We start from the raw sequence: 20,960 nt of genomic DNA, 5'->3' as shown, positions 1-20,960 counted from the left end.
GCGGCTTGACCCCATTTCCTCTTCTGCTACGCTTAAACAGAGCCCATCCGCCGTTCTCGGCGAGTTGCGGCTTGACCCCATTTCCTCTTCTGCTACGCTCCTGTTGGAGGAAACTATTCTGGCCAATGCGTTGCGGCTTGACCCCATTTCCTCTTCTGCTACGCTAACGCGGGAGTTGTCGGTTTGCAGTCAGGGGTTGCGGCTTGACCCCATTTCCTCTTCTGCTACGCTATATGCGCTATAACCAGCTATAATAATACTGGTTATAGCGCATATGGCCGAAGGAAAACGTCTTGCAGACAGTATTTTGAAGATCTGAAGAGCCATTTTTTCAAAAAAGCGACAGTTGTAGGACCTCCGGTGGCTTAACTTTTTCCCTGCCCGTGAAGCACACCATGTTCTCGTATTGTTTATCCGTGATAGTTAAAATATTTACACTACCATCTTTGGGCACTTTCTCTTCAATTTGCTTCAAATACCGCTTGGCAATCTCTTTGCTCCCCATCACTCGGTAGTATATGGAAAATTGAGCCATCTCAAATCCAAGGTTCTGCAAATGCTTGCGAAATATCCCCGCCGCCTTGCGCTCCTTTGATGTCACCACAGGTAGATCAAACATAACCATCATCCACATGATTCTGTACCCGCTCAATTCAGTTCGCATCTCCACCCCTACGGCAAAAGCATCTCTCCAAAACGCAGGTGAACCGCGTGGTCCTCGTAACTCTGCACCAATGAATAAGCCAAGGTATGCAGCACCTCGCACAGAGGAGACCTCCCCTTTTCCATCTTAAGATCCAAACGAAGCACAGAGGCAAGCCGCCGTTTCGTCTTCGGCGTCAATTCAACAGGTTCTGCTTCAGAGCACAGTTCCAACACCACACTGTCTGCCAAAGGACGGTAGGGCTCCATAAGATCATCCACCAAGGAAAACGGATTGAGCCGTCCCCTGTGGTGCACACCAAGGGCTGGAAGCAACCCGGCCCCCACAACCGCCCGAGCGACGGCGGCACGAAGCACCGTATAAATATAGTTAAACAACAGGTTCTCATCTTCGGCAAAACGATCCCGCACAAAACCAGGGCGAACCGCCACTCGCCAATACCGCTTCGCAGCCTGGGCCTCCAAGTTGTCCGGATCACCCGACCGCACCCGCCGCTCCATGGCCGCCACTGAACGGCTTGATTCGCCTATATCCAGCCAGCTTAGAACTTCGCCTTGATTACGTATTTTTTCCTGAACAAGTCGTCTCCAAAGCTGCTTGCATAACGGACGGCTAGCATTGATCTGGCTACGCACTCTGTGACCAGATTCATAATTCCCCGAGTAGGGAAGTGCTATGGATGTTGGCAGATAGTTTTTGCCACAACAGATGACTGCGGTGCTTTGTTCTGCTAAAGCCACCATCAAATTTTTGGAAAGGCTCGCCTGATTGGCGGACAGGATGAGCGCCGAGATATCGGCTAGTGGAACCCGACCTAAAGTGATTTCCTTGTCCGCCACGACAAGAAAGCCACGATACACAGACAGGTAGCGCCCGTCTTCGGCGATTTCGACGATTCCGTCTATCATACGAAAGCCCTCCTCAATTCCTATCGGAGGGCTTTCACTTTCAGTTTAGGTGTATCGAATCAGCGTAGGATTCGCCCATCCACGGTCACATGAACCTTTCGCATGATCATTTTCCCCATCAACACGGGTATCGCCTTAAAATTCTGTTTGCCTCCACTCTCCGTATGATTACGAACATCAAGCGTATTGGCCGTCGCGGAATAACCCGCTACCCGCGTCAGTTGCTCCCTGCCCTGGACATCCGTCAACATCACCATGTCATTTTTGAAAAGACGCATAACCTTCCGCGCCGCCGGATGCGGCCTATATTTTAGATGGAGTGCATCTTCATTATTCTCAAAGGCCTTGGCGTCGGCATAGCTGACGTATGTGCCAACAAAGTTCCAATGCCCATTAGCCTTGCCCTTTCGTTTTAAATTTGGAGTATACCAGATATCGCAAAAGGCAATGGAATCTGTTGAGTATCCCTTATATGGAGCGCTCTTAATAGGTTGGATAGACTGATTCTTAATCACGATGCGCACCCTGCGCAACCGTGTTTTGTTTTGTGCGGAGCCAACCCGAATAGGAGTTCGCGCAAGCAAAGCAAGCTTGTCCTCCCACTTTTTCAACGCCCTGACCTCAGGAAGATCCAAGAAATCCGCGACAGCCGAACGCACCGCATCGTCACGTATTAGATTTACCTCTTTTTCTTTCAAAGACGTAACAGGCCGCCGCACCACTCCGTGAAATCCTTGTTTGTGCCATCGGTCATTTTTATCCAACAGCCCATAGGCCGTTTCCTGATACAATTTTGACTCTCGGCTGTGATCCTGACGGAATGAAACATTTATCTTTTCGGCGACCTCCTTGATCCGTGCATCCGTTGCCCAAGCGGGACGTTCCGGGAAGCGCAATTTTGCTTTATAATCCTTGCGGCCTTCCTGTTCTTCACGGGTCTTATCGGCTATGCGCTTCACAAGGCTTCTGTCGGCCAGCGCGACAATCAGTGCGTCCTCGGCATGGTGGCGGTGATCCCGCCGCTCTTCGTCCTTCCCCTTGGCCTTGATTGCGTTGATCTGCCACTTATTGCGGATTAGATTGGTGACATGGCCATTGACCGGGACCACTCGTGACGGTTCTCCTACAACCGGAGAAAGATATCTTGCCGCGATCCGCGATATGTACTGTGTATCCACAAGTTGACGATCAATAAAGGTGCCGCTCGAATCGGCATCGTACTCACGCCGCTCTTCAAGGGTCATGCTTTTGGTGAGAATCTGTTCATAGACCTCGGCGGCATCGGGCCCGAACCGCCATCTTTTGGCACGCGGCAGGCGTTTCGCTCTCGCCCGCATAGCCTCGGCGTCGATCTCTGAATCGCCTTGGGCAAACTGGTACGGCAGTTTGTCGCCGCCTTTCCTGCGGTTGACATCACGGAAGGTCACGGTCCTGTTAGCTATGGAGTTGTCGTACGTTCTACCATAGGGAAGGATGTGCTCGATCTCTACCTCGTCACTGAATAACTGCCGGAAACCGATGGTCCGCCCGGTATATATGTCCATTCGGGCCATGGCCTGACGACCGTCATCGGTATCATCTTCGGCCAACTCCTCCCATAGCCGCATCTTGATCATATCCAAACCAGAAGGAATCTGGCCTGGAAAGCATTCTTCGTATTGCTTGCGTCGCTTTTCGTTCTTTCCGGTATTATCGGCCAGCCCCTTCAACAATTCCTGATAGTTTTTCCCCGCCTTCTTTACATTCCGGGCTAATTCCAGATGAATGTCGTAGGGGGAGCCATACCGCTTCACAAGGGTATTTATGAGCTTCCGCAGTTGGTTAAGAGCGACGTGTACTGTGGGATTGGGAATTTTTCCGTAGTTTGCCTCTTCCTCAGGAGTATTGGGCGTCACGGCAACCGGAACTGTCGCCCCGCGCAACACCTCGCCGTAATAGGGCAGTTCTTCCAGGACCTCGCCTGTTGAGAACTGGCTGTAATCAGTATGGTCCCCATAGACCTCCCTTGCCGCTTCCCAATACTGCATCCCATCCCGCATGTACGGGAGCAGCTTTTCCATGCAACGGCGGGAGATATGTCCGTGGGACGACGGGTAATATTTCTTTGAAAGATCACGAATTAGGCCGCCGGGCAAATCCCAATGGCGTTCACAATTAGCCGCCATAAACTCCGCTAGACCCCTAGCATCATGTATCATTTGCACGACGTCGTTTTGAACGCTGGATCCCAAATTGTCCCAATCACAGCCATGGGTTGTAAAAAGGACGCGCATGTCGCACCCTGTTGCATTTCCATCCAACTTTTTCCGCCTTTCACTTTCCAGATTGAAACTGGAAGTCCTCGGCAAGTTGAGGAGAGAACGTACTTTTGAAAAGGACATGGATTTCTGATGTTCCAAGGCTTCGACAAGGCTTGCCCGATGTTCCTGGGACAACTCTCTGTCACCCTCTTCGGCCTGAAACCGCAGGTTGTTTACTTCCTGTAGAATACGGAATGTGTGGGATATGGGAAGATGTCGCCACGCCCTTGGATGCTCCTCCCGTCCATCCCGTCCGTGTTCAAAAGAACAAGCGCCTGGTTCTTTGGGGAGCAAAGGTCTCTGAAAAGAAAAAATATCAAATAATTCATCCCACTGCTCATCAGTAAGATGGGTGGTTCCCTGCTTCTTCCTTATGGCGTTAAATTCATCCGCGTACATGGCCCTGGTAGGATAAATTGCGACAGTCCCGGCAGTATCATCAAATTCGGCTCCCCGAAAGCGGACGTGTTTGTCAAAAGCAATACGATCACGAAGGTATTGACCCAAGGTCAATTCCCGCTCTTCAAGAATGGCTGTTAATCCCTGCATGGCCCCCTTTCTTTCGGAAGCCTCTTTGTCTTCGCCATCGGTTTTACGATTAGAAAGAAAGCCTCTCCGTTTGCAGAGATGCAATAACGCACGGGCCAGTTCATTCTTACTGACTATCCCAACGGCAGCCTTGGCTCTTGCTTCGTAGGGATCAATAGACATGTCCATTCTGCCGGTCTTGTATTCATTTCTGCCTGCAACGCCTTTCTGCGGAATAAGACCGAACTCGACCAACCTGTCGGCAAAGACGCGTATGCGTTTCAATCTCCGATCACGGTTGCGGCGCATCCCCCTTGCCATGCGCCGGGTTACCGCAAGAGATTCTCCAATCTTTGGCAATCCTGTTTTTCTATCTGTACCGGCAGGTTCTCGACCATCCGGAAAAATGCGGACACCCATGTCAATAATTTTATATGGCTCATAGCCATGGCCTAAGTCCTCAAGGCAAAGCACCGCCCATCCTATGGAATTACTGCCAATATCTAAACCCAATCTCCACATTACAACCATCCTTGCATAGGTTGACAAGCAATCAACTCTTTTATATCCATCTTATAAATCAATGCAACCTTGCCGAGACGGTGGTAGCAGACTGTCTTCGTAGGGATTTCAGCCCGTTTTCTGTTGGGTCAAGCCGTTAACAAGCTGAAAAATGCACCAGATAAAAAGAGAGTCCACGGGCTCTCTTTTTTTGGATACAGCAATTCTTTACTGGAGTTTAGAAAACAGGTTAACTGCTGCCCATGGATGACGAAACAGAGCGTTCTCAACTTCGCGCAAGCTCACTAGCTATTACCGATTGGAAGCATGGTGTAGCCCCTCTTCTTGCTGACCTTTCAACATATCAAGCCTATCAATGTGAACATGTTTTTCGCACCGTCAACGCCATACGCTCAGGCGAAATTCGAATTACCTCAGAAAACATCCCGAATTTGAAAATCTGGTTTTCATATTACCAAAGCCACAAAAGACTTATCCTAGATGTTGCCGAATTCTTCACACCACTCTTGAAATATGTGCCACACGGATTAAGACCCCAAGAAATTCTCTCAGGAAATGGGTCACGACCTGAGGCTACAGACATTCTTTCATTCCTTCAGGCTCGTACCCTGAAGAGTAATCCAGGTTTAAACAATCTGGATTTGGACTGGCACAACTCACCGCCAGCCCTGCTCTTCTTCATTCTCATTTGGGTTCCATGCAATTGCCTCTGGGGTGAAAACCCTCCTGAGCTTTTATTCAGAGCTAGGCATGGGGATCTCAGTGCAGCCCGCAAGCTGATACAACTTGATAAAAGCATTATTTTTGAACCTGGGATAGCAAGGAAGATGCGCCAGTGGACGGCAGAGGGACGAGCCGACAAGGTCGCTGAAATTGGGAGTTATCTAGGAGAGCCAATACCCGATGTTTCTTTGCAACAGGTCAAACTTACTTGGGCGCGTTTTATCTTGGATACATCTCTGAGGGCTGGGCAGCGCATGCTAGCACCAAAAATCCAGGAGCTCTTCAACGCTATAGCCCAAGACTCTGGCCACGGCCTTCAAGACCCTGACGTTGGAGACATGAGCCCTGAGGCTTTTGCAAAGGCTCTTACGAGAAGAGTGGATTTTTGGAAGCTCTCCCCTTCTCGATAAATTCCCCAGAATAGCATTTCTCTTCCCGCCTCACTTGGACACGATTTTCTTTTTTCGTGTCCAAGTGCTTCTTTTTCCGATCCCATAATTTTCACCCCATGAGCACGAAGGAACAACACGACAAGCTTTCGCGTTCACGAGAGGGGGGGCTGATGACTATCAGCCCCCCCTCAAAGGTGAACTCGGGGCTTCCACTAGAACCTGAGGTACTTGCGTCCGGGGTGGATTCTCTGAATTTGGCCCTTGGCGTTAAGTGGAAGGACAACTATTTTCACCAGCTTTTGGAGTTGAACAAAGAAGCGGCCCGGAATACCGGACACTCCTTCCCTATGAGAATTTAAATTCCCGAATACAAAGACGAATTGCTTTTCAATACGCTCCCGAATGGAAGTAAGGGATATAATTGGCTAATTTCTGGAATCCAATACGCGGTCAAATTTGGAAAAGCGATCATTCCGAATTCCAGGCCAAATGTACTCGTAGAAATCCGGTCTGAAACGCTTTGGCGGTTCGGAGTTCGGGACGCGATCAAACGCATTACCCTCGCTCTTGAAGAGGTCCACGCTGAAATCATCGTCGTCAAGCCAAGTCGAATTGATCTCTGCATGGACATGCTCATTCCAGACAATGAATGGGATGGGGAGCTTTTCGCCAATACGGTCTGCCGCGCAAGAAAGATAAACTACTTCACGGAAAGCAAGAAGCTTGAAGGCGTCCAAATCGGCAAAGGCGATCTTTCTTGCCGCCTCTATGACAAGGCCTTGGAAATTGAAACCATATCCCAAAAGACTTGGATGTATGATGTCTGGGGAATCCCTGAGGTTCCTGAGACAAAGAGAGCCATTCGGGTTGAATTCCAGCTTCGTCGGCAATCTCTGAAAGACCTTGGCATTGACACCATGGACGATTGTATCGGTGCCCTCGACAACATCTGGGCCTACTGCACTCAAAAATGGCTCAAATTCCAGACTAACCCCGGCAAGCACCATACCCAACGCAAGACGCTTGACTGGTGGCAAATCATCCAAAACCGTTTTCTGGGTGTTTCTGAACCCGTCCCGGCTATCCGAGCAAAGGCCGTGCGGACAACTCAATTCCAGCTTGCAAGCCAGGTTGTCGGCCTCATCGTTGCCCTTGCCTCCGTTGATGACGAGTTCGGCAACGAACCTCTCTATGAGGAAGTCTCGCAGGAAGGCCTCGTTAAAGTCTTCCGCAAAGCCCTCCGCATTGCGGGGAAAAGCAGCCTTGAATTGCGGGATGCCGTAAACTGGAAGCGGGCTAAGAACTATCGTGGAAAGGCCAAATACCAGGAAGCTAATTACAACCGATTGGCGGAAGGTCTCCCTGCCGACATGCTCTCCCTTGGCATTGAAGACGATGCAACTTGGATTCTTTACGACATGGGAGCGATCAAATGATGCTCCCCAATCTTGGAAACAAAATAACTTCGGAAGAGGCTGCGAACTTCTTTGGGGTTGCCGAGTCCACTGTCTTGCGGCATCCTGCCCGGTACGGTGGTGTAAAGCTAGGCCGTCGCATCCTGTTCTTTAAAAATCTGATAGGCGAAGCAATTAGGAGGCATTATGCCTTACAAGCAAAAGAAGAACGGGAATACCGTTTGGATGGCACAAGTCAAAATAGACGGCAAGAAAATACGTCGGCAATTCACGCGGAAGGACGACGCAAAGAAATGGGAAGTCGATCAAAAGGAACTGGCAAAACTGCCGCCGGAACCGGAGACCCACACGACCTCCTATCTTGAGTGGGCCAACTGCTATTTGGACTTTGCGGTCAAATACAGCCCCAAGACCTACAGTGAAAAACGGACCGCCTTCAAGCGGCTTCTCAAGACTGTAGACCCTCAGGACGACGTCCACACCTTCAAGAAAATGGACGCGCTGAAATATCTGCAACGGATATACAAGCAGCGCACCGGCTATGCTGCCAACAAGGAGCGGAAAAACATGGCCGCTGCCTGGAACTTCGGCATCAAATATCTTGAAGGCTTCCCTGCCGTGAATCCCTTCCTGGCTGTTGAAAAATTCCCTGAACAAAGACAGGAGCGGTACGTCCCTCCTCAGAAGGACTTCTGGACGACCTTGAATGTTGCCGAAGGGCAAAACAGGGTCATGCTCCTGACCTTGCTGCATACAGCGGCAAGGCGCGGCGAACTCTACAGGCTTCAATGGAAGGACGTTGATTTCAGCCGGAAGCGTATCCAGTTGGGAACCAAAAAACGGCAGGACAGTTCAATGGAGTACGAATGGCTCCCCATGACTGATGAACTCTATGAGGTTTTGTTGGCTCACCGACAGAACGCGGTCAATGAATGGGTCTTCACCCAGCAAGGTGGGCGTTTTGCAGGAAAGCCGTATATGGAGAACCGGGGATTCCCTCAGAAGCTTTGTAAAAAAGCAGGGGTAAAACCTTTTGGCTGTCATGGTGTCCGACACCTTACAGCGTCCATTTTGGCAAACAACAACGTACCCATGATAGCCATCCAACAGATACTCCGACACAAGAAGCTGGCGACTACCGAAAGGTATGTCCGAGGCATGGAACCAATCCGGCCCCATCTGAAAATATTGGAAGGCGGCTTGATTTCCGGGCCCACCAGCGGGCCCACCAAGCAATTTGGCAATGGGCATAAGAAAAAGGACCTTAAGCTAACTGCTTAAGATCCTTGTTCTTATCTGGCGGAGCCGAAGGGACTCGAACCCTCGGCCTCCGGCGTGACAGGCCGGCGTTATAACCAACTTAACTACGGCTCCGCTCTATTATATAAAGGGTGTTAAGCTCCCCTTTATTTCAAAGATGGTGGGCGCGACAGGGCTCGAACCTGTGACCCTCGGCTTGTAAGGCCGATGCTCTCCCAGCTGAGCTACGCGCCCGCAGGAAGAGAGTGTTTAGCTTGGCAGAGACCGCTTGTCAACCACTTTCAGCAGTTGCGGCGCGCTCTTGCCCAAGCACTCATCCGCGTTCAGCGAAGGGGATACTGCCCACACGCCCGCTTTTTGTCAACGCTTTTTAACAAAAAATTTGCACTCCACAACATACTGAATTCAAACGACTATTTTGCCGAACACAAAAGACGGCCACCCTTTCTGGCCAGCCAGCCGATCGGAAGCCCCCGAAAATAGAAGCCCACACCGCCCTTGTCCGCCTTGAACGGCACGCTCTGGCCGGAAAGGAGACGCTCCAGGATATCCGTATCTTCCACATCCAGGACGTCGCAGGCGGCCTTGGCCGGATTCTGCGCGAGAAGCACCCGCGCCAGCGGGCCGGGGGTGAATTTGACCCGATCGCCCTTGCCCGCCACCTTGCCCAGCGGGAACCCCTGCCAACGCAGGGAGCCGGGAATCAGCTCCAAGGCCCGCTCGTGGAGGAAAAACGCCTTGCCGCCAAATTCGTAGACCTCGCCGGGAGGCAGCCGCGTCAGGTCGAGGCCGTCTCCGCCGATCATCCTGTCGAGCCGCAGACGGACGCCCGGCAGGTCCTTTTTTTGCGCACGGACTTCGCCGCTTGCGCTCGATCCGCCATTTTTCACGAATCGGGCCAGAAAGAACCCTTGCCCTTCCGAATCCTCGGCCACGCGCAAAACGCCTTCCATGGAGGACATGTGCGCGGGCTCGAAAACAAACCCCTCGGGCTCGGAAAGCGGTTCAAGAGCGAGGTCGAGGGTCTCCAGCGCCCAGGCGACCTGCTTCTCGTTCTCTTCAATATTAGTGGTGCAGGTTGAATACAGAACAGTGCCGCCGGGCCTCAGCATCGTCGCAGCCTTCTCCAGGAGCGTCTTTTGCAAGGCTATCAACGGGGCCGTCTTGGAGCCGGACCAAACCTCCATGACCTTCGGGTTCTTCTCCACGGTGCCCCAACCGCTGCACGGCGGGTCCAGCTGGATATGGTCCCAGGTCCCGTCCTCAAACGGCAAGTCCTGCGCCATGGCCTTGGCCGTGGCGGTGTTGACCGAGCCGGTGCGGCGCAGGTTGGCGCGCAAAGTGCCCAGCCGGTCGGCCGAAGGCTCCGAGGCGAACACGAAACCCTGCGGCCCCACAAGACGGGATAGCAGACTTGTCTTGCTGCCCGGCGCGGAGCACATATCCAGGACATCAGCTCCGGACGGCGGATCGAGGGCAAGGGGCGGCAACATGGAGGAGCGGTCCTGAATGTAGATCAGGCCGAACCGGGCGGCCAGGCTTTCACCTAAAGGAAAAGGCTCGTGAGCAAGCCTGCGGGCAAGGGGGTAAAAAGGCTCGGGACCGAAATCGAATCCCTGCGCGCGAAGCAGCCCCTCAACCACGGGGGCGGCCGGTTCGTCGCAAACCAGTCTGAACGTGCGTCCGAATCGTGTCATCAACTCTCCCTGAATCGGGCCGGGCTCCGGGCCGTCACCATGCCGTCCGGATCGGCCGCAACGGCACCAATAGCGACAATTGCCCGGCCTATCAACACTCTTGGCCCTTTGCATCCGGCCGGGAAACTGATACAAGAGGCTCCCGTGCGCACCAGCACGTTCCAACATGTCACAAAAGCAAGGTACCACCTACCTTCCGGAGGAATACATGACAAGAAGACCCGTCATCACCGTCTTGACCGCCTTTGTGGCGACCCTGTTCCTGGCCCTGCCGGTCATGGCCCAGGGGGCCAAGACCTATGCGGTCCTTCCGTTCGTCTACAACGGACCCCAAAAATATGAATACCTTTCCAAGGCCATACAGGCCAGTCTTTCGAACGACCTGGAATGGATGGGGCATGTGGAGCCCACTTCCAAGAGCCTGCAAGACGTCTCCGCGCCCTCGGACAAAGGCGCGGCCCTGAACACCCTGCGCGGCCTCAACGTCGACTACCTCACTTACGGCGAAATTTCCATTCTCGACACCACGGCGCACATGCGCATCGACACGATCTCCGCCGACGGCAAGGCCTGGCAGAAAAAGGGCGAAGTGAAAATCGACGAGATGACCGCCTGGCTGGATTCCCAGGCCAAGACCCTTCAGGGCGACGTGTTCAACCGCCCGGGTTACGGCTCTGTCGAAGAAAATAAAGCGGCCAAAAACACCATGCAGGCTGCGGCTCCCTCTGCGAGCCCGTTCATCGTCGGCGACGGCCAGCCGTTCAGGGCCGAGACCCTGAACCCCCAGTTCCGCTACGAGGGCGGTACCGAGACCACCGGCAGATGGAGAAGCCAGACTTTACCCTTCAACTCCTACAATATGTATATCGCCGACGGCAACGGCGATGGCCAAAACGAGATATTCATCCTGCAGGAGTCGGCCATTTCGGCCTATCGCTTCAAGGAAGGAAAGCTCCAGCACCTGGACACCTTCAGCTTGCCCGCCAACGTCATGAGCGTCCGACTCGAAATCGCCGACGTCAACCGCGACGGAATCCCCGAATTCGTCATCGGCGCATACCAATTCGCGAGCCAGGGCGCGGTCCGCGCCCCCCGCGGCACTCCCCGGTCAAGCATCCTCTCCTTCGAAGGCGGCAAGTTCAAGTACCTGGTCAAGAAGGTGGACAAGTTCCTCGGAATCCTGCGTCTTCCGCCGACCTACATGCCCATCCTCGCGGCCCAGAAAAAAGGCCAGCGCGACCTTTTCGACAAGCATGTCAACGAAGCCTTCATCAAAGGCGACAGCATAGAGATCGGCCAACCCATCCCCGTGCCGCCCTTCGGCAACGTCTACAACCTGACCTATCTGCCTGACGGCCTGGGCTACAAGTGCGTGGTCATCAACAACAGCCACAAGCTCGTCGTCTACAGCCAGACCTTCGAACGGCTTTACGAAAGCGACGAGACCTACAACAGCTCCGGCGTGGTCATCGAGACGGCGGACAAGATGGTGGGCATGGGCGGCGGCGCCACCGAAGAGCACGGCATCACCTACAACATCCCCATCAGGGGCATTGCCGCTCCCCTAACATCCGACAAACACTACGAGTTGCTGGTCAACAAAGATTTGTCCGCCACGGCCCAGATATTCACGAACTACAAGTACTACACCCAAGGCGAAATCCACTCTTTGGTCTATGACCAGGTGGGCCTGAACCTGGCCTGGAAGACCCGGCGCATCAAGGGCCAAGTCAATGACGTGGTCCTGGCCGACCTGAACAACGACGGCAACAAGCAGTTGTGCGTGCTCGTCAACACCTTCGCGGGCTACGGATACGGCAACCGCAAGACCCTGGTCCTGGCCTACGATCTGAAACTGCAATAACGGGCGGCCGCCCGGCCGCCCGCAACCATACGCATTTCAAGGAGAGAGTGATGCGAAAACCGACGACCGCGCTGGTCTCGTGCTTGGTCCTGGTCTGCCTTCTGGCGATCCCGGCACTGGCCGGAACCATGGTGACGTATGCCAATTTCCCGCCCGCCAAGACCTTCCCCGCCGTCCAGATGGAGCGGTGGAAGACTGAAGTGGAGAAACGCACGGGCGGCGAACTGACCGTCCAGACCTTCCCCGGCTCAACCCTGCTCGGAGCCAAAAACATGCTCCGCGGCGTGCAGACCGGGCAGGCCGACATCGGCTGCATCTCCATCGCCTACTATCCCGGCGTGTTCCCCCTCATGTCCGCCGTCAACCTGCCCGTGGCCTTCACCTCCACCGAGGCGGCCAGCCTGACCATGTGGGACTTGTTCCTCAAGTACCAGCCCAAGGAGTTCAAGGACGTCAAGGTCCTCGCCATGTTCACCTCGGCCCCGTCCCAGATCATGAGCAAGGAGCCCGTGCGGACTCTGGCCGACCTCAAGGGCATGGAACTGCGCGCTTCCGGCTCCATTTTGCGCATACTGAACGGCCTGAGTGCCCGGGGCGTGGGAATGCCCATGTCCGAAACGCCCGAAGCCCTGCAAAAAGGCGTGGTCAAGGGCGTGGTCTCCTCCTTCGACGTGCTCAAGGACTTCAATTTCGCCGAAAGCTGCCGCCACGAAACCATCGTCAACCTGCCTGTGTACCCGTTCGCCGTCATCATGAACAAGGCCAGGTGGGAATCCCTGCCCGGCGAAGTGAAGATGGTCCTCGACGACCTCGCCCGGGAACAGGCCCAGTGGACCGGCCAGTACCTGGACAACCACATCAACGATTCCCTGAATTGGTCCAGAGAGCAATACCAGGTGGAGGTCCACAAGCTACCCCCCGAGGAGCACGCCGAGCTCAAGCGGCTGGGCGAGCCCCTGGTGGACGACTGGAAGGCGGACTGCGCCAAGGCCGGCATCGATGCCGAAGCCGTGCTCAAGGACCTGCTTGCGCTCCAGGCCAAGTACGAATCCCTGTAACTCCATATGAAACGCCCCGCCCAAACGCGGGGACGTTCTTTTCGGGGCCTCCCATGATACATTTCCTCGATCGCGCCAGTGATCTGGTCGCCCGGGCTCTGGCCGTACTGGCCGGCATTTTTCTTGTCTCCATGATGCTCCTGGCCTGCACCAACATGGTCCTGCGTGCCGTGTGGGTTCCGGTGCAGGGCACATTTGAACTGATGGGCTTTCTCGGCGCGGTGGTGGCCGCCTTTTCCCTGGCCTTCGCCCAACGCCGCAAGGCGCATATCGCCGTGGGCATCCTGCTGTCTCGCTTCCCGGCCTGGTACCGCCGCCTGGCCGACGCGGCCACCAACGGACTGTCCTGCGGATTCTTCCTGCTGGCGGGCGTGGAGACCTGGAAATGGGCGACCTTCCTGGTGCAAACTGGCGAGGTCTCCGAGACCCTGCAAATAGTCTATTATCCATTCGTGTTCGCCTCCGCCGCCGGGTGCGTCGCCCTGGCCTTCGTGCTGGCCGTGGACACGCTCAAAGTGCTTATTGAGGAGAAGGTGGCATAATGGATCCGATCACCACAGGCATTTTCGGCACGCTTCTGCTTCTGGCGGCCATCTTCCTTTTCCGCATTCCCGTGGCGTTCGCCATGGGCGTCATCGGCTTCGCCGGATTCGCCTACGTGCTCAACTGGAACGCGGCCAAGGGAATGCTCGGCACCGAACTGTGGAACGTCTTTTCCAACTACGGACTGACCGTCATCCCCCTCTTCATCCTCATGGGACAGATATGCTTCTATTCCGGGGTCAACGAGCGGCTGTACAAATCCGCCTACGCCTGGATGGGCCAGATTCGAGGCGGCATCGCAATGACCACGGTGCTGGCCTGCGCCGGATTCGCGGCCATCTGCGGCTCCAACTCGGCCACGGCGGCGACCATGTCCACCGTGGCTCTGCCCGAGATGAAGAAATTCAAGTACAATCCGATCCTGTCCACCGGGGCCGTGGCCGCTGGCGCGACCCTCGGCGCGGTCATTCCGCCCTCGGTGGTGCTCATCGTCATCGGGCTGCAAACCGGTCAGTCCATCGCGAACCTGTTCGTGGGCGGCATGATACCCGGCATCCTGTTGACCGTCCTGTTCCTGGGCACCACCTGGTACTTGTGCAAGCGCCATCCCCAATGGGCCCCGGCCGGACCGAAAACCACCTTTGTCGAGAAGCTGCGCTCCCTGCCCGGCTCCATCGAGATGGTCATTCTGTTCATCCTGGTCATGGGCGGCCTGTTCCTTGGATTCTTCACCCCTACGGAAGCGGGTGCGGCGGGCGCGGCGCTGGCCCTGTTGATCGCCACGGTCTCGGGCAAAATGTCCGTAAAGAAATTCGGCCTGGCCGTAAGCGACACCCTCAAGATTTCCTCCATGATAATGGTCATCATGCTCGGCGCGGTCATCTTCGGCCGGTTCCTGGCCATCACAAGGCTGCCCTTCGAGGCCGCGGCCTGGGTGGCGGGTCTGCCCATCCCGCCGGTGGTCATCATCATGGTCATCTGCCTGATCTACGTCATCGGCGGCATGGTCATGGACGCCCTGGCCCTGCTCCTGGTGACCATCCCCATCTTCTTCCCCGTGGTCACGGCCATGGGCTACGACCCCATCTGGTTCGGCGTGCTCATCACTGTGGTCACCACCCTCGGCGCCATCACCCCGCCGGTGGGCGTCAACCTCTTCATCGTCGCCTCCATGGCGCAAGACGTCTCCATGACCGACGCCTTCAAGGGGGTCGCCTACTTCGTGGCCGCCTATGTCCTCTGCGTCGCGCTGCTGCTGATGGCGCCCGGACTGGTCACGTTCCTGCCGAGCCTTATGTAGCGCAACGTCCCGATTGAAACGCGGAACGCGCACCCTGCTGAAACCGGAAAGGGAAGTCCTGGAAACCAGGGCTTCCCTTCCTCTTTTTCGCCCATCCCCCGAGGGCTCGCCACATCTTCTTGCCAACGGGGCAGGGAACCCCGTATAGAAATTAAATGTCCGCTTCCCTTGGCAAAAAAATCCTGAAATGGACCTTGCTGGTCACGCCCTGGCTGCTGGCCGCCGTCCTGGCGGCAGGATGGTGGCTGACGGTATGGATGCCGGGATACCTGGAGCGGCTGATTCCCAAGCTGGCCGGGGACATGGGACTTCGCCTCACGGAATTTCACGTGCGCGACGCGGGGCTGTTCTCGGCCAACATCGGGCCGGTCCGGCTCGGAGACGGCGAAAACGGGCTGGTCCTGACCAACGTGCATGTGACCTATACCCCGGCCTCGCTGAAAATGGGCCGGGTGAACGAGGTCCGGCTGGACGGTCTGCGAACGTCCTGCTTCTGGGACGGAAAGCGGTTCCACATGCCGGTCCTCGACATGCTTCCCAAGTCGGGCAACGGAGCGAGCGAGGACTCCGGCGCACCCATTCCGGACCTGCCGCTGGATTCACTGACCCTGCGCAACGCGGTCATGCGTTGCGTCATCCTGGGCCGGACGGTTTCCGCGCCTCTGAACGCCGAGATCACGCCCGGCGACATCGTGACGTTCCGGGCCGACCTGACACCACGCGATCAATCAATACACCTGGAAGGGACCCTCGGCCCGACCTTGAACGACCTGTCGCTCAAGGCGAAGGCGGACGCGCTGCGCGTGGGGGTCTTCAACGACTTTCTGCCGGTGCCAGTGGACGGAACAGCGGACCTTGCGGCCGAAGCCGAGATCGATCTGGCCGCTCCGGCCGATGCCGGGGCCGGGTTTTCCCTGACCCTGATCCAAAACGACCTGCGCGCGCTCGGCGTACGCCTGGCTGAAGGCGCGGCGGTCGAGGTTCAAGGACGCCTTGAACAGCGGGAAATCCGATTTTCCGTGAGCCGCGTCGCCCTGGAAGCGCCTTATCCCGCATCCCTGACCATTCCGGCGGGCAGGCTGAACGAAAACGAGCTGTTCGCGCAATTCTCCCTGGCCGGGGCCGGGGTGAAGATGGGCGGCAGGTTCGACGCGGCGCGCAAGACGGACGGCGGGGGATTGTGGGACGTCTCCCTGACCGCCGCCAATCCAAATAGGATGGTGGTGCAGGCCACGGGCAGAACCCTCGCGCTCAACGGCTTCATCTTTTCCATGCAGGGCAAGGCCGGTCCCGATTCGGCGGATGTGATCCTCAACTGCGCCACACGCGGAACAGGGCTGGCCAACAGCGGATTCTCCTCCGGCTCCATGCGCCTGACGCTGCCGCTCAAGTGGCCCGCGCCCCAGTCCAACAAGGCGGGGACCATCAATATCTCCGGGCTTGCGCTGGACAAGCGCAAACTCGGCGACGTACAGGCGCGGGTGCGCCAAAAAGGCATGGGCCTGACCTATAACGGCACCCTGCGCACCAATCTCCTGCCCGGCCTTCGGGTGCCCTTTTCCGGCCGGTCGTCCCTGGTCGGCAATGAATCGGACATATCCTTCAAAGTGGACGGCTACACCCTGCCCAAGGGATTCTCCCCGGCGGCGCTGTCGCCCGGGTTGAAGGGCATCGAACTCGCCGGCACACTCCGCGCGGACGGCGACGTCACGATAAGTCCGCGCGGCCGGGAGAGCCGGGCCAAAGCGTCCCTGACCGACGGGAAGCTGACCTTGAGCGAAGGGAGCACCGTCATTGACGGCATCGAGCTGACCTACTACACCCCGGACCTGTTCACCCTGCGCAGCGCACCGGCCCAGACCCTGACCTTTGATGCGCTCAAGGCGGGCGACATCCTCCTGACAAAGGGCAAAATCGTTTACCAACTGGAGTCCAGGGGCTCCTTTTTGGTGGAGGAAGCCGGGTTCCGATGGTGTGGCGGGCACGTGTCCAGCAAGGCGTTCCGCATCGTTCCGGAGTCAAAGGAATACGGGATCACCCTGTTCTGTTCGGAACTGAAGCTTTCCGAGATTCTGTCCCAGCTCGGTCTGGCCAAGGCCGAAGGCGAGGCGGCATTGTCGGGCGAATTGCCCGTGAGCTGGAAGAATGGGAAAATTTCGTTCAACAGCGGATTTTTGCACTCCACGCCCGGCGAAGGCGGGACTATCCGTGTGGAAGCCATGCAGGATCTGGTTGCGGCCTTGCCCGAAGGCACGCCCGAGCGCGGCCAGTTGGAACTGGCCAGGGAGGCGGTCCGCGACTACCAATACAAATGGGTGCGCATCAAGGCGGACACCGTGGGCGAAGATCTGCTGGTCCGGCTGTCCGTGGACGGCAAACCCGCCTCGACCCTCCCCTTTGTCTACAAGCGGGAATTCGGCGGGTTCATTCGCGTCACAGGAGACGTCATGGGCTCGAATTTCCAGGGATTGCGCCTGGACGTGAATTTCAGCGTACCGTTGGACCGCATTTTGCTTTATAAAGACATCGCACGCATGATCGAATAGGAGAATGCCATGAAACAATACGTAGCCGTGACGGCTTGCCTTCTGCTGCTGTTCGCCTGGGGCTGTTCATCCAGCCACAAGGTGGAAGTGGCTCCGGTCGAAGTCAAACCCATCCACATCACCATCGACGTGAACGTCCGGGTCGACCGGGCTCTGGACGATTTCTTCTCCGACATCGATGAAGCCCCTGTTGAGCCGGAGGCGACCAATGCGAAATAAGATCACCATCATCCTCACCCTTTGCCTGGCCCTGAGCCTGGCCCTGAGCCTGGCCGCTACCACGGTCCTGGCCGGGAGCCTCAAAGACCGGATAATCGCCCGCAAACCCGCCGTCGCCGCCCTGCTGGCCGACGGAACCGTGGGCGAGAACAACCAGGGCTACCTCTCGTTCCGCGCCCCGAAAAAACAAGCCGACGTGGTGGCCGCCGAGAATCGTGACCGCGCCGAAGTGTACGGCCTCATCGCCAAGAAGACCGGGACCACCCCTGCCCTGGTGGGCCAACGCCGCGCCGCCAAGGTCGCCCAGACCGCCCCTCGCGGCACCTGGCTCCAGAGTCCCGACGGCTCCTGGTACAAGAAATAACACCCCTCCAGCCCCCATCCCGCCAAGGGATGGGGGCCGGGGCACCACCCCCCTCTTCGTCACACACCATGCCGGAAACACAATTCGTCATCGTCACTCAGGCCGAGTCCGGCCAGAAGCTGTTACAATTCCTGGAACGGAGGCTGACCGGCGACGTGCCGCGCTCGGCCATCCAGAAATGGATCAGAACGGGCCAGGTGCGCGTGGACAAGGGCCGCAAAAAGCCCTTCGACCGCATCGAGGCCGGGCAGACCGTGCGCATCCCGCCGTATACCCCGGGCGAAAGCAAGACCGTTTCCAAGGCGGGCAATCTGGTCATCGCCTTTGAGGACGACGAGGTCCTGGCCGTGGCGAAGCCCGCCGGTCTGGCCGCTCACGGCGGCGACGGTGTGGAAGACTCGGTCACGGCGAGGCTGCGGGCGATGTTCCGGGACGCGGACTTCATGCCGACCTTGGCCCACCGGCTCGACCGCGATACCTCAGGCCTGCTCCTGGCCGCCAAGAGCTACGAAACCCTGCGCGAACTCAACGACCTTTTCGCATCCGGCGGCGTGGGCAAGGTTTATCTGGCCTGGGTGGACGGGCGGTGGTGCGAGCCGGACGGCACGGTGCTGGAGGATGTCATGGAAAAATCCGGCGCTCCGGGCCGGGAACGGGTGCGTACGGGATCGGGCAAGACGGCCCTGGCGCGCGTCGCTGGACTGTCCGCGAGCAAGGACCGTTCGCTGTTGGCCGTGCGGCTGCTCACCGGGCGCACGCACCAGATCAGGGTGCAACTCGCCTCGCGCGGCTACCCGGTGATCGGAGACAAAAAGTACGGGCACAGCAAATCCCGCACGTCCATGCGGCTGCATTGCTACGCCATGCGCGCCGGGGAGCGGACCCTCAGCCTGAAACCGGCCTGGTCCGGCGGATGGGAACCTGACCGGGAGTCGCTCGAAAAGGCGTTGGCGCTGCTCTTCGACTGATCGCTCAAGCCTACCAGCTTATGGAGATGTCCTCTTCGGCCCTGCGGTCGAACTCGGCCACCTCGTCCAGATGGTCGGCCATGTATGCCTCCTCGGAGATCGTTCCGTCGCACTCGCCTTCGTAAAGCGGGCCGAACTTGACCGCGACCACAACGCCGCAGTCCACGGAAACCACGTAGGCCCGGACCAGCCTGCACAGGCCCGGCAGCCAGGAGGTATGCGGCGGATAGGCCTTGATCCCCACCGCCGTGGTCTCCAGTTCCCGGCCGATGAGGTCCTCGAACTCCTTGCGGACCATGTTGGAGACCAGCACCGACGTATGGTCCTCGGCGCGGTAGAGATGTCCCTCGATATTCGCGCCCATGAAGTCGCGCCGAACGCGCTTGTCGTACTTGAGCCTGTCGCTCAGGGTCACTGTCACGGCATTCCCGGTTTCCGGCCGGGCATAGGTGACGACATTGCCCCTGCGCTCCTCGGCGAACGGCCCCTTGGCGGCGCAAGCGGCCACAAGAAGCAGAAAGAGCAGAAGGAAGCCGAGCGAAATGATGCGTTTCATGGTCTTCTCCTATTTCCAGCCGATGACTTCATAGCCCTTGTCGCGCAGGCAACGATCAACGAAATTCTTGTGGATGGAAGCGGGGTCGGAAGATTTGAACCCTTCGCTGACCGCGCTTCCGGCAGCGGCGGCACCGCCCGTGGCGGCGGCCGCACGGCCCACGTCGTTGCCCATGATGGCGGCGAACACCGCTCCGGCTGCCGCGCCGATGGCCGCGGATTTGCCCACGTTCCCGACGGCGGCTCCGGTGTCGGACGCGTTGGCCCCCGCCGCCTCGGCCTTCATGATGCAGTCGTCGATGTCGGCCTGGGCGACCTGCATCCCCACCTCGTCCAGGTGCGCGTTGGGATAAAGCACGGGCCTTTTCGGCCCACAACCCGCCAGCAGCAGCCCGGCCAGAACCGCAATGAGCAGGATTCTTTTCATATGCAACCTCCAGGGAACAATATAGGCAGTATGATTTAATATGCGGCCCGGGTCAATGGGGAGGACATTCCGAAGCGGTTGCTTCCGGACCGCAAACTCGGTATATAGAGAAAATCTAGAAAAACTCAGGGGGAAATCCCATGCAACGTGCAAATACTCTCCTCACGCTCCTCATGCTGCTGGCCGTCGGCCTGTTCGCCAACGGCTGTGCGGTCTACGACGTGGCCGTGGAGGAACGCAACGTAAGCGAATACGCCAACGACGAAAAGATCGCCTTCCTTATCGAAAAGGAATTCCTGGCGGACGATCTCGTCAAATACATGGACTTCGATGCGTCCAGCTACGAGGGACTGGTCTACATCGTGGGCGAGTACGAATCCCGCGCACAGGTGGACCGGGCCATCGAGATCGCCAAATCCGTGGACGGAGTGCGATCCGTCACCACGTACCTGCTGCCCAAGCGGGCCGGCGACTCCTGCGGCACCACCGACAACCTGGAAATATACGCCAAGGTCAAGAATCTGCTCGTGCAGGACAAGAACATCTGGTCCACCAACGTCGAGATCAAGACCCTGCAATGCAACGTGATTCTGCTCGGCATCGTCGGCTCGACCGCCGAGCGGGAAAAGATCATCGACTACGCCAAGTCCGTGCCCGGCGTGCGCTCGGTCAAATCCTACCTGCGGATCAAACGCAACCCGTAGGCA

General features: G+C 57.2%; 18 protein-coding genes, 2 tRNA genes and 1 CRISPR repeat array (1 of these 21 cut by a window edge). Of the genes, 12 read left to right on the top strand and 8 right to left on the bottom strand.

Annotation, left to right across the window (positions count from 1 at the left end):
• A CRISPR array of direct repeats spans positions 1-231; the repeat unit is 36 nt; unit sequence GTTGCGGCTTGACCCCATTTCCTCTTCTGCTACGCT; it reaches 465 nt to the left of the window's first position.
• 100 nt (positions 232-331) lie between these two features.
• The 3 genes from cas2 to cas9 are packed head-to-tail and all read right to left on the bottom strand — an operon-like array spanning position 332 to position 4,922.
• Positions 332-664 (bottom strand): CRISPR-associated endonuclease Cas2, encoded by a 333-nt coding sequence (gene cas2 / locus LF599_RS02515; RefSeq protein ID WP_269942692.1) that lies wholly within the window; start codon positions 662-664, stop codon positions 332-334.
• A gap of 8 nt (positions 665-672) precedes the next feature.
• Positions 673-1,572: a type II CRISPR-associated endonuclease Cas1 gene (gene cas1 / locus LF599_RS02510; protein ID WP_269942691.1), complete on the bottom strand. Its 900-nt coding sequence runs from the start codon at positions 1,570-1,572 to the stop codon at positions 673-675.
• Positions 1,573-1,631: 59 nt separating this feature from the next.
• The gene (gene cas9, locus LF599_RS02505; protein WP_279522170.1) at positions 1,632-4,922 is read right to left on the bottom strand and encodes a type II CRISPR RNA-guided endonuclease Cas9; all 3,291 of its coding nucleotides are present in this window, start codon (positions 4,920-4,922) and stop codon (positions 1,632-1,634) included.
• Positions 4,923-5,164: 242 nt separating this feature from the next.
• Here cas9 and LF599_RS02500 point away from each other — a divergent pair, with 242 nt between their 5' ends.
• The 3 genes from LF599_RS02500 to LF599_RS02490 all read left to right on the top strand — a co-directional run bounded on the left by LF599_RS02500 (position 5,165) and on the right by LF599_RS02490 (position 8,733).
• On the top strand, positions 5,165-6,055 hold the full coding sequence (locus tag LF599_RS02500) for a hypothetical protein (RefSeq protein ID WP_269942688.1): 891 nt from the start codon (positions 5,165-5,167) through the stop codon (positions 6,053-6,055).
• A gap of 362 nt (positions 6,056-6,417) precedes the next feature.
• Entirely contained in the window at positions 6,418-7,473 is a 1,056-nt protein-coding gene (locus LF599_RS02495) for a hypothetical protein (protein WP_279522169.1), read from the top strand.
• Positions 7,474-7,638: 165 nt separating this feature from the next.
• Positions 7,639-8,733, top strand: coding sequence for a tyrosine-type recombinase/integrase (locus LF599_RS02490; RefSeq protein ID WP_279522168.1), 1,095 nt, complete (start codon positions 7,639-7,641; stop codon positions 8,731-8,733).
• A gap of 16 nt (positions 8,734-8,749) precedes the next feature.
• On the opposite strand, the gene LF599_RS02485 is transcribed toward LF599_RS02490, so the two are convergent.
• The 3 genes from LF599_RS02485 to LF599_RS02475 form a co-directional block, all read right to left on the bottom strand.
• Positions 8,750-8,826, bottom strand: a tRNA-Asp gene (locus LF599_RS02485).
• A 44-nt stretch (positions 8,827-8,870) separates the two neighbouring features.
• Positions 8,871-8,946, bottom strand: a tRNA-Val gene (locus tag LF599_RS02480).
• A gap of 179 nt (positions 8,947-9,125) precedes the next feature.
• Positions 9,126-10,409 (bottom strand): RsmB/NOP family class I SAM-dependent RNA methyltransferase, encoded by a 1,284-nt coding sequence (locus LF599_RS02475; RefSeq protein ID WP_279522167.1) that lies wholly within the window; start codon positions 10,407-10,409, stop codon positions 9,126-9,128.
• A gap of 208 nt (positions 10,410-10,617) precedes the next feature.
• On the opposite strand from LF599_RS02475, the gene LF599_RS02470 reads away from it, so the two are divergent.
• From LF599_RS02470 to LF599_RS02435, 8 genes are all read left to right on the top strand, one after another.
• Positions 10,618-12,273: an FG-GAP repeat domain-containing protein gene (locus LF599_RS02470; RefSeq protein ID WP_279522166.1), complete on the top strand. Its 1,656-nt coding sequence runs from the start codon at positions 10,618-10,620 to the stop codon at positions 12,271-12,273.
• 50 nt (positions 12,274-12,323) lie between these two features.
• Entirely contained in the window at positions 12,324-13,331 is a 1,008-nt protein-coding gene (locus LF599_RS02465) for a TRAP transporter substrate-binding protein (protein WP_279522165.1), read from the top strand.
• A gap of 53 nt (positions 13,332-13,384) precedes the next feature.
• The gene (locus LF599_RS02460) at positions 13,385-13,873 is read left to right on the top strand and encodes a TRAP transporter small permease (RefSeq protein WP_269942680.1); all 489 of its coding nucleotides are present in this window, start codon (positions 13,385-13,387) and stop codon (positions 13,871-13,873) included.
• Entirely contained in the window at positions 13,873-15,174 is a 1,302-nt protein-coding gene (locus LF599_RS02455) for a TRAP transporter large permease (protein ID WP_279522164.1), read from the top strand. The genes LF599_RS02460 and LF599_RS02455 overlap by 1 nt, the downstream gene beginning before the upstream one ends.
• Positions 15,175-15,329: 155 nt before the next feature.
• Positions 15,330-17,720: an intermembrane phospholipid transport protein YdbH family protein gene (locus LF599_RS02450; RefSeq protein ID WP_279522163.1), complete on the top strand. Its 2,391-nt coding sequence runs from the start codon at positions 15,330-15,332 to the stop codon at positions 17,718-17,720.
• A 9-nt stretch (positions 17,721-17,729) separates the two neighbouring features.
• Positions 17,730-17,939 (top strand): hypothetical protein, encoded by a 210-nt coding sequence (locus LF599_RS02445; protein ID WP_269942677.1) that lies wholly within the window; start codon positions 17,730-17,732, stop codon positions 17,937-17,939.
• Complete coding sequence (locus LF599_RS02440; protein ID WP_279522162.1) at positions 17,929-18,303, top strand: YdbL family protein; 375 nt, start codon at positions 17,929-17,931, stop codon at positions 18,301-18,303. Before LF599_RS02445 ends, LF599_RS02440 begins: the two co-directional genes overlap by 11 nt.
• 68 nt (positions 18,304-18,371) lie before the next feature.
• Positions 18,372-19,271 (top strand): RluA family pseudouridine synthase, encoded by a 900-nt coding sequence (locus LF599_RS02435; RefSeq protein WP_279522161.1) that lies wholly within the window; start codon positions 18,372-18,374, stop codon positions 19,269-19,271.
• A gap of 10 nt (positions 19,272-19,281) precedes the next feature.
• On the opposite strand, the gene LF599_RS02430 is transcribed toward LF599_RS02435, so the two are convergent.
• On the bottom strand, positions 19,282-19,827 hold the full coding sequence (locus LF599_RS02430) for a hypothetical protein (RefSeq protein WP_269942676.1): 546 nt from the start codon (positions 19,825-19,827) through the stop codon (positions 19,282-19,284).
• 9 nt (positions 19,828-19,836) lie between these two features.
• Positions 19,837-20,253, bottom strand: a complete 417-nt coding sequence (locus LF599_RS02425; RefSeq protein WP_269942675.1) for a hypothetical protein — start codon at positions 20,251-20,253, stop codon at positions 19,837-19,839.
• Between the two features lie 140 nt (positions 20,254-20,393).
• On the opposite strand from LF599_RS02425, the gene LF599_RS02420 reads away from it, so the two are divergent.
• Positions 20,394-20,957 (top strand): BON domain-containing protein, encoded by a 564-nt coding sequence (locus tag LF599_RS02420; RefSeq protein ID WP_279522160.1) that lies wholly within the window; start codon positions 20,394-20,396, stop codon positions 20,955-20,957.
• The last annotated feature ends 3 nt before the right edge of the window (positions 20,958-20,960 follow it).

This window comes from Pseudodesulfovibrio thermohalotolerans (genome assembly GCF_021353295.2).
Lineage (GTDB): Bacteria > Desulfobacterota > Desulfovibrionia > Desulfovibrionales > Desulfovibrionaceae > Pseudodesulfovibrio > Pseudodesulfovibrio thermohalotolerans.
This window is presented reverse-complemented; position numbering and strand designations above follow the sequence as displayed.